Raw genomic sequence first — 8,607 nt, 5'->3', positions numbered from 1 at the left:
GGGGCTCGGCATCTCGCCTGGTGCCGTGGTGGTGACGGCCGGGCAGTGTCCGTGGGCTGATCGGATCGACGTGCTGACGGGTCTGGTCGGGGTGGCGCGGCCGGGCGTGTCCGCGTCCTCGTCTGTCGGCTCGGTGTTGGTCGCGGCGGCTTCGGCTTCGGTCACGTCGCGGGAGCGGTTGCGGGCGGTGCTCGTCGCGGCGCCGCCCGCGGTCGGGTGGGCGCTCGCCGCGCGTACCGCCGGTCTGGTCGGGGTTGTCCCGCCGGTGCTGTTACGCGCTGCCGCTCTGCCGCGGCTGCGGTCGCTGTTGCCGGGGTTGCCGGCTTCGTCGGCGTCGGCGCTGGTGTGCCAGGCGCTGCGGTTGCCCGGCGGCGATCCGGTTTCCGCCCATCCCGCGGACGCCGCCGTGGTCGGGGTGGTGCTGGTGTCGGTGGTGTCGTCGTTGACCGGGGCCACGGTGGAGTCGCTCGCCGGCGAGGCGGCCTGAGATGGGCGGCGCGCGGGCCCGGCTGGTGGCCGAGGTACGCGAGTCGCTGGCGGCGGCGCGGGGGCAGGCGCGGGCGGCCTCGGCGCTGGCGGAGTCGCGGCGGGCGGCGGCGCTCTCGCTGCTGCGCTCGGTCTCGGACGCGCACGAGGCCTGCGTCAAGAGTCTGGGTGCCGAACGCGAGCGGGCCCGGCGGGCGATCGAGGCGACGTTCGCGGCCTCGTCACGGCGGGTGGCGTCCGCGCTAGCTGCGTTCCTGCCCGACCATTCCCTGGTCCGGGTGGGCACGGTTTCGGCGCCCGGCTGCGGCACGGAGTTCCCGGCGCTGCTGCCGCTGTTGGACCGCGGGCACCTGGCGCTGTCGGGCCCGGTGTCCGTCGTGGACGACGTGGTGCGGTCGGTGCTGCTGGGGGTGCTGGCGGCACCGCCGGGCTCGGTGCGGTTGACCGTCTACGACCCGGAGCGCCTCGGCGGGACGCTGTCGGGTTTCGCGCCGCTGGGGGCGGCGTCGCTGGTGCGGTTCGTCGGCCCGGGCGACCTGGGCGCAACCCTGGACGAGTTGGTCGACGAGATCCAGCGGTTGAACGCGCTGGTGCTGGCGGCGGGCCACACGACGGTGGCCGCGCTGCGCCCGCGGCCCGCGCCGTGGCAGGTGGTGGTGCTGCTCGGTGACCCGTCCGACGACGCCGCGATGCCTTGGGCGCAGCTCGACCGGGTGGTGCGGCTCGGCCCCGCGTGCGGGATCCACCTGGTGGCGCGGGGTGTGTCGTTGCCCGCGGCGGCGACGGTCGTACCGGTCGTCGTCACCGGCGGGGTGGCGCGCTCGCCGGCGGTGGCGGACCTGCCGATCACGCTGGACCCGGCTCCCTCGTTGGCGTCGATCGCGGCGCGATGCCGCGCGGTCGCGGCCGTGGCGACCTCGGGGCCGCCGGCCGCGTCGTTCGCGGACCTGCTGCCGTCCCGGCGCTGGACCCTCGCGGCCGTCGACGGGGTCTCGGCCCCGGTCGGCACGGCCGCGGACGGTTCTCTGGTTTCGCTGGCGTTGGGGGACGACCCGCCGCACGCGTTGATCGGCGGCCCGTCGGGTTCGGGCAAGACCAACCTGCTGTACGCCTGGCTGGGCGCGCTCTGCGCCCGCTACTCCCCGGACGAGCTGGCGCTCTATCTCTTGGATTTCAAGGAGGGCGTGTCGTTCGCCCGCTTCGCGCCGGGCCCGCGGGATCCGAGTTGGCTGCCGCACGTACGCCTGGTCGGTGTCAACATCAACAACGACCGCGAGTTCGGCCTGGCGCTGCTGCGCCACCTGGGTGCGGAGTTGCGCACCCGAGCGGCGGCGGCGAAGCGCGTCGACGCCTCGAAGCTGGCGGAACTGCGTTCCGAGGACCCCGACGCGCCCTGGCCCCGCATCGTCGCGGTGATCGACGAGTTCCAGGTCCTGCTCGGTGGCCGGGACGCGGTGACGACGGAGGCGGTGGCGCTGCTGGAGGACCTGGCGCGCCGCGGCCGCTCGCAGGGCATCCACCTGGTGCTGGCGTCGCAGGACGTCTCGGGAATCGAGGCGCTGTGGGGCCGGTCGGGCCTGGTGGCCCAGTTCACGCTCCGGGTGGCGCTGCCGAAGGCCCGCCGCATCCTGTCGGAAACCAACCTGGCGGCGGACACGATCCCCCGCTTCACGGCGGTGGTGAACGCGGACTCGGGGGTACCGTCGGCGAACCAGGTGGTGCGGCTACCCGACGCAAGCGACCGCACGACGTGGCGCACGCTGCAACAGAACCTGTGGACCCACCGCCCCCCACACGCAAGCCCGCCACACCTCTTCGACGGCGACGCGGTGCCGGAGCTGCCGGAGTTTCCGCACCCATCCCTCCCTGCTTCGGCAGCGGCCGTCCTGGGCGAGACGATCGACGTCAACGCCCGACCGGCGGTGTTCCCGCTGAGCCGAACTCCTGGGCGCAACCTTGCGGTCCTGGGCACCCGCACGACGGACGCGACCGCGATCCTGACGGCAGCGGCCCTCTCGTTGTCCACGTCGCTGTCGCCGACCGCGACTCCGTCGCCGCCAACCTCTTCGTCGTCGCACTCCTCCGCATCGCCGCCGTCGGCGTCCGCGCCTGCGTCCGCGCCGGTGTCTGCGTCGGTGTCATCAGCGGCGCAGTCGCCCTCGTCGTTGTCGTCGCCCTCGTCGATGTCGTCGCCCCCGTCGTTGCCGCCGCAACCGTCGTTGCCGCCGCAACCGTCGTTGCCGCCGCCCCCGTCGTTGCCGTCGCCCTCATCGTCGTCGCCCTCGTCGTCGCCCTCGTCGTCGCCCTCGTTGTCGTCGCCCTCGTCGTTGTCGTCGCCGTCACCGCCGTACCCGCCGTCGCCGTCACCGTCGTATTCGTCGGCGTCGTCGTTGTCGGCTCAGCCGGCGGTCCCACCCGGACGGCCGCTGGGATCCGCGCTCGGCCGGACGCGGTTCAGCGTCGTCTGCCTCGACGACGCGTCCGCTCCGGCGGCCGCCGCCCTTGCCGAGGCGTTGCCCGGCGCGCTCCGGTACGACCGGTCCACGGTGGCCGGGCTCGTGTCCGAGCTGGCCGCCGCGCTGGAGGCGCCGACAGCTGCGGCCCCGCACGTGGTGGTCGGTTTCGCCTGGGACGGCCGCCCGCCAGGCATCGACCTCAGACCGCTCCTGGTCCGGGGCCCGGAACACGGCATCCACGTCATCGGCTGGTGGCGGACCGTGGCCCGCCTCCGCGACGACCTCGGCGGCCCAGGCGCCCGGATGGACGCGATCGGCGGCTGGGTGGCCCTCGACGTACACGGCCCGGACCTCGCGCCGCTCTCTCCCCAACCCGGCGGCCCGACCTGGTACCCCCGCGAGCGCCGCGCCCTGTTCTTCGACCGCGCCACCGACCGGACGCCTCAGGTGATCGTCCCGTACCGAATCCCCCCGACCCGCCTCACCTCCGTCCCCACCCTGTTGCCGAACCAGTCACGCGGCCCGCACCCCACCCCGCTCACCGACGACGCGAACTCGCCGGGCGGTCAACGATGACCGACTACCGCGACCTCATCACCGAGCTGGAAGCCACGGTCAGCCGCCGGGCCACCGACCTGGCGGCAGCGGAACGGGCCTACCACGACGGCATGACCGCCGCGGCCGCCGAACTCCGCCGTGCCGAGGAGAACGCCCGCGAAACCGACCGCCGCGCAGCCGCCGCGGCGGCCACGGTGGTCGAGGTGGACCAGGAGGCGGAACGCCTCTGGTCGGACCTCCAGCGAACCCGCACCTGGCCCGGCCAACGCGCCGGCGCCACACCGGACCCTGCGCCGGCGACCGCCCAACCCCGCCTGGACCTGGCCGAGGACGCCACCGCCACGCTGCTGGCGGAGACGGCCCACCGCATCCACGGCGCCCATCCCCGAGCCGGCGCCCCGCCGACGGACGGCAAGCTGCCACTCTTCGTACTCCCTCTCCTCCCCCTCCTAGGCGCCTCCGCCACCGCAACCACGACGGCGTTCGCCGCGGCCCTGGCGGGCCTGGGCACCCTCGACATCCCCGCCGCGGACCTCCTACGCGTACTCGGCTGGCTCGCCTACTTCGCAGCCCCCTTCGCCGGCCTCCCGATAGCCACCCGCTGGACCCACCGCCGCTGGTCAACCCGCCTGGACACGGGCGGCTTCGCCCTGACGGTCCTCGGCGGCCTGTGCGCCCTGTCGGCGGTAATCGTCACCCTGACCTGACACCACGCTCAGAACCCCGGCCGACCGGGGCAGCGCGCTGCCCGCTCATCACCTGGCGCCGCGCCCACCACGCCTGGTCATCACCTGCTGCCGTGCCCACGCCCGGCTGGTCAGTTCAAGGCGTTGGCAGTGCGGATGACTTCGACGAGGTCGTCGACGATCTGGGTCAGGGCGAAGTCCTTCGGTGTGAAGACCCGGGCGACCCCGGCCGCGCGAAGCTTGTCGGCGTCGCCCGGCGGGATGATGCCGCCGACGACGACCGGCAGGTCGGCGCGGCCGGCGGCGCGGAGGCCGTCGAGTACCGCCGGGACCGCGGCCAGGTGCGATCCCGACAGCACGCTCAACCCGACCAGGTCGACGTCCTCCTCGACCGCGGCGGCCACGATCTCCTCCGGAGTCAGCCGGATGCCCTGGTAGATCACCTCGAAGCCGGCGTCCCGTGCACGCACCGCGATCTGCTCGGCGCCGTTGGAGTGACCGTCCAGGCCCGGCTTACCCATCAGCAACCGCAGCCGCCCGGAGCCGAGGTCGGCCGCGGTCCGCGACACGCGTTCGCGAACCGTGGACAGCGTGTGGTCGACATCGCCGCCCGTCGCGGCCGAGAGGCCGGTCGGTGCCCGGTATTCACCGAACACCTCGCGCAGCGCGCCCGCCCACTCGCCGGTGGTCACCCCCGCCCGCGCGCAGGCGATGGTGGCCGGCATCAGGTTGGCGCCGCCGCCGGCGTCGGTGCGGAGGCGGTCGAGCGCCGCCTCGACCGGCGCCGGGTCCCGGGACGCCCGCCACTCGCGTACCGCGGCCGCCGCCCGCGCCTCGACCGCCGGGTCCACCAACTCGACGTGGTCGGCGCCTGTCGTCGTGAGCGGCGACGGCTCGGTGTCGAGGTAGCGGTTTACCCCGACCACCACCTCGTCGCCCGACTCGATCCGCCGGCGGCGCTCGGCCAGCGAGGCCACCAACTCGGCCTTGAGGTAGCCAGAATCCACCGTGGCGACCACGCCGCCGAGCCGCAGGATCCGCTCCAGCTCGCGGCGGGCACCAACCATGATCGAGTCGACCAGGGCCGTCACCACGGTCGAGCCGTCGAACAGGTCGGGGTAGTCCAACAGGTCCGACTCGAACGCCAGCACCTGCTGCATCCGCAAGGACCACTGCTGATCCCAGGGGCGGGGCAGGCCGAGGGCCTCGTTCCACGCGGGTAGCTGCACCGCCCGGGCCCGGGCCGAGCGGGACAGCGTCACACCCAGCATCTCGAGCACGATGCGCTGGACGTTGTTCTCCGGCTGGGCCTCGGTGAGGCCGAGGGAGTTGACCTGCACTCCGTATCGCAGCCGTCGTTTCTTCGGATCCTCGACCTGGTATCTGCTCGCGGTGATCTCGTCCCAGAGCCCCGCGAAGGCCCGCATCTTCGCCATCTCCTCGACGAAGCGCACACCGGAGTTGACGAAGAACGACATGCGCGCGACGACGTCGCCGATCCGCTCGGCGGGCAACTGACCGGTGTCGCGTACGGCGTCGAGCACCGCCACCGCCGTCGCCAGCGCGAAGCCGACCTCCTGGATCGGCGTGGCACCCGCTTCCTGCAGGTGGTAGGAGCAGACGTTGATCGGGTTCCACCGGGGCGCGTTGGTGACCGCCCACGTGATCGTGTCGGTGGTCAGCCGCAGCGAGGGGCCCGGCGGAAAGATGTGGGTGCCGCGGGACAGGTATTCCTTGACGATGTCGTTCTGCGTGGTGCCGGACAGCTCCCCAGCCGCCGCACCGTGTTCCTCCGCCACGACGACGTAGAGCGCGAGCAGCCACATCGCGGTCGCGTTGATGGTCATCGAGGTGTTGGCCTCGGCGAGCGGGATGCCGTCGAAGAGCGCACGCATGTCGCCGAGGTGCGAGATCGGCACACCCACCCGCCCGACCTCGCCGGCTGCGAGCGGGTGGTCGGGGTCGTAGCCGGTCTGGGTCGGCAGGTCGAAGGCAACCGACAGGCCGGTCTGGCCCTTCTCGAGATTGCGCCGGAACAGCGCGTTGCTTGCCCGCGCCGACGAGTGACCGGCGTAGGTGCGCATCACCCAGGGGCGGTCGCGCTCCGGCAGGCGGCCATCCATGGGCGCAGTGTAAGACGCCTTTTGGCCGGTTTTCGGGCGTTTGAACGGGGTGCTGGCGCATGACAGCGAGTGTGGTCGCCCCGCGGAGATCGTTTTGAGTTATCCACAGGCGGGAGTTATCCACAGCCCGTTGCCCCAGATCGGCCTCCTCCGAACGCGAAAGGCATCATGTCTGTCATGACGCACGAGGAGCCCGCGATCGCGGTCAGTGGTTTGCGCAAGGCCTATGGCGACAACGTCGCCGTGGCCGGCGTCGACCTGGAGGTGCGTCGAGGCGAGGTGTTCGCGCTCCTCGGGCCCAACGGCGCGGGCAAGACCACCACGGTGGAGATCCTCGAGGGCTACCGGCACCGCGACGGCGGCTCGGTCAGCGTGCTCGGCTCCGACCCCCAGCACGCCGGCAAGGACTGGCGGGCGCGGGTCGGCATCGTCCTGCAGGGCACGGGCGAGTTCGACGACCTGACCGTCGGCGAGGTCGTGCGGCACTTCGCGCGCTTCTACCCCAACCCCGACGACCCGCAGGCGGTGATCGGCCGCGTGGGCCTGGGCGCCAAGGAGCGGGCGCGCACCCACACCCTCTCCGGCGGCCAGAAGCGCCGGCTCGACGTGGCACTCGGCATCATCGGCCGGCCCGAGCTCCTCTTCCTCGACGAGCCGACGACCGGGTTCGACCCCGAGGCGCGGCGCGAGTTCTGGGATCTGATCCGTGACCTGTCGGCGGCCGGCACGACGATCGTGCTGACCACCCACTACCTCGAAGAGGCCGAGGCGCTCGCCGACCGGCTCGCGGTCATCGCCGCCGGGTCGCTGGTCGCCGTCTCGACACCAGCCGCTCTCGGCGACCGGCAGAACGCCCCCGCGACAGTGTCCTGGCGTACGCCCGAGGGCGTGCTCGAGCGCAAGGAGACCTCGACGCCGACGGCTCTGGTCGCCGAGATCGCCGCCGGCTACGGAGGGGAGGTCCCCGGGCTCACCGTGGCCCGGCCGACCCTGGAAGACGTCTACCTGACGATGATCGGACACCGATGACAGCGGTCACGCAAACCCCAGCCACGCCGGGTCCGCTCACGCTGGGCCTGCGCCAGGGCGGCCTCGAGATCAAGCAGTTCACCCGCAGTCGCGAGGCCGTTGTCTTCACCATGGCCTTCCCGGCCATCATGATCGTGATCTTCGCGTCGATCTTCGACGGCGAGATCGGCGGCGGCGTCAACTTCACCCAATACTTCATCACCGGCATGATCGCGACCGGCCTCCTGTCGGTCGGCTTCCAGAGCCTGGCCATCCAGATCCCCGCCGAGCGCGACCGCGGCGTCCTCAAGCGCCTCCGCGGCACCCCGATGCCGAAGTGGGTCTACTTCGCCGGCAAAGTGATCATGGTCCTGGTCGTCGGCGTGATCGAGACAGCGATCCTCCTGGCGGTCTCGGCGCTCTTTTTCGACCTGGAGCTACCGAGCTCGGCCGCGCGCTGGCTGACGTTCCTCTGGGTGGGCGTGCTGGGCATCGCGGCCTGCACCCTGTGCGGCATCGCCTTCTCCTCGGTCGCCCGCACCGCCCGCGGCGCGCCCGCCGTGGTCACCCCGGTGGCCCTGATCCTGCAGTTCATCTCAGGCGTCTTCTTCGTCTTCACCAGCCTGCCCACCTGGATGCAACACGTCGCGGCGATCTTCCCGCTGAAATGGATGTGCCAGGGCCTACGCTCGGTCTTCCTACCGGACTCCTTCGCCACCCAGGAACCGGGCGGCTCCTGGGAACTAGGCCGGGTAGCCCTGGTCCTAGGCCTATGGTGCGTAATCGGCCTGGTCCTCTGCATCACAACCTTCCGCTGGACAACCAAACGCGACGGCTAACCACCCGCGCGTCGTGCGAACCTCCTCGCCGCGGCGCCGCATAGGAGCGCACGGCGTCGGACTTGGACAAGCACCCCGGCGCCAGGCCAAGGCCGCCCAGCCCCTTTGACGCAACCGGGCGCGCGGCCCCAGGGGAGACCGGGGTGCGCCGACACGGACTTGGCGCGACGCCCCCAGCCCGAGCAAAGGCGGCAGGCAGGTCGGCCCGCCCGGGTCGGCCCCTTGGCCAGCGCCGGCCCGGACCTATGACACGGCCCGCCACGGAGCACCCAGCGCGGCCCAACGCCGCTCAGGCCCGAAGGACCCGGCCCGGCACTGCGCACCCCAGCGCAGACAACGCCGCCCAAGCCCGGCTGACCCGGCCTAGCGCCACGCCCCCGGCACAGCGCCAAGGCCGCCCAGGCACGCCTGACACAGCCCGACGGAACGCGCCCTGCGCGGCGCCAAGGCC

Annotated in this window: 5 protein-coding genes and 1 pseudogene; 5 read left to right on the top strand and 1 reads right to left on the bottom strand. The window is 72.8% G+C overall.

The window, feature by feature from the left end; genetic code table 11:
• The 3 genes and pseudogenes from Asi02nite_RS40315 to Asi02nite_RS40305 form a co-directional block, all read left to right on the top strand.
• A pseudogene (locus Asi02nite_RS40315) lies at positions 1 to 487 on the top strand (hypothetical protein); the annotation flags it as partial.
• Between the two features lies 1 nt (position 488).
• Entirely contained in the window at positions 489 to 3,518 is a 3,030-nt protein-coding gene (locus Asi02nite_RS40310) for an FtsK/SpoIIIE domain-containing protein (protein ID WP_239127692.1), read from the top strand.
• Entirely contained in the window at positions 3,515 to 4,207 is a 693-nt protein-coding gene (locus tag Asi02nite_RS40305) for a hypothetical protein (protein ID WP_203719325.1), read from the top strand. The genes Asi02nite_RS40310 and Asi02nite_RS40305 overlap by 4 nt, the downstream gene beginning before the upstream one ends.
• Positions 4,208 to 4,317: 110 nt before the next feature.
• Here the strand turns inward: Asi02nite_RS40305 and Asi02nite_RS40300 are convergent, their stop codons facing one another.
• Positions 4,318 to 6,309, bottom strand: coding sequence for an ethylmalonyl-CoA mutase (locus Asi02nite_RS40300; RefSeq protein ID WP_203719324.1), 1,992 nt, complete (start codon positions 6,307 to 6,309; stop codon positions 4,318 to 4,320).
• Between the two features lie 177 nt (positions 6,310 to 6,486).
• Here Asi02nite_RS40300 and Asi02nite_RS40295 point away from each other — a divergent pair, with 177 nt between their 5' ends.
• Together Asi02nite_RS40295 and Asi02nite_RS40290 are read left to right on the top strand one after the other, a co-directional pair.
• On the top strand, positions 6,487 to 7,338 hold the full coding sequence (locus Asi02nite_RS40295; protein ID WP_203719323.1) for an ABC transporter ATP-binding protein: 852 nt from the start codon (positions 6,487 to 6,489) through the stop codon (positions 7,336 to 7,338).
• Positions 7,335 to 8,156: an ABC transporter permease gene (locus Asi02nite_RS40290; RefSeq protein WP_203719322.1), complete on the top strand. Its 822-nt coding sequence runs from the start codon at positions 7,335 to 7,337 to the stop codon at positions 8,154 to 8,156. Before Asi02nite_RS40295 ends, Asi02nite_RS40290 begins: the two co-directional genes overlap by 4 nt.
• The last annotated feature ends 451 nt before the right edge of the window (positions 8,157 to 8,607 follow it).

Source organism: Asanoa siamensis (assembly GCF_016862555.1).
GTDB classification, from domain to species: domain Bacteria; phylum Actinomycetota; class Actinomycetes; order Mycobacteriales; family Micromonosporaceae; genus Asanoa; species Asanoa siamensis.
This window is presented reverse-complemented; position numbering and strand designations above follow the sequence as displayed.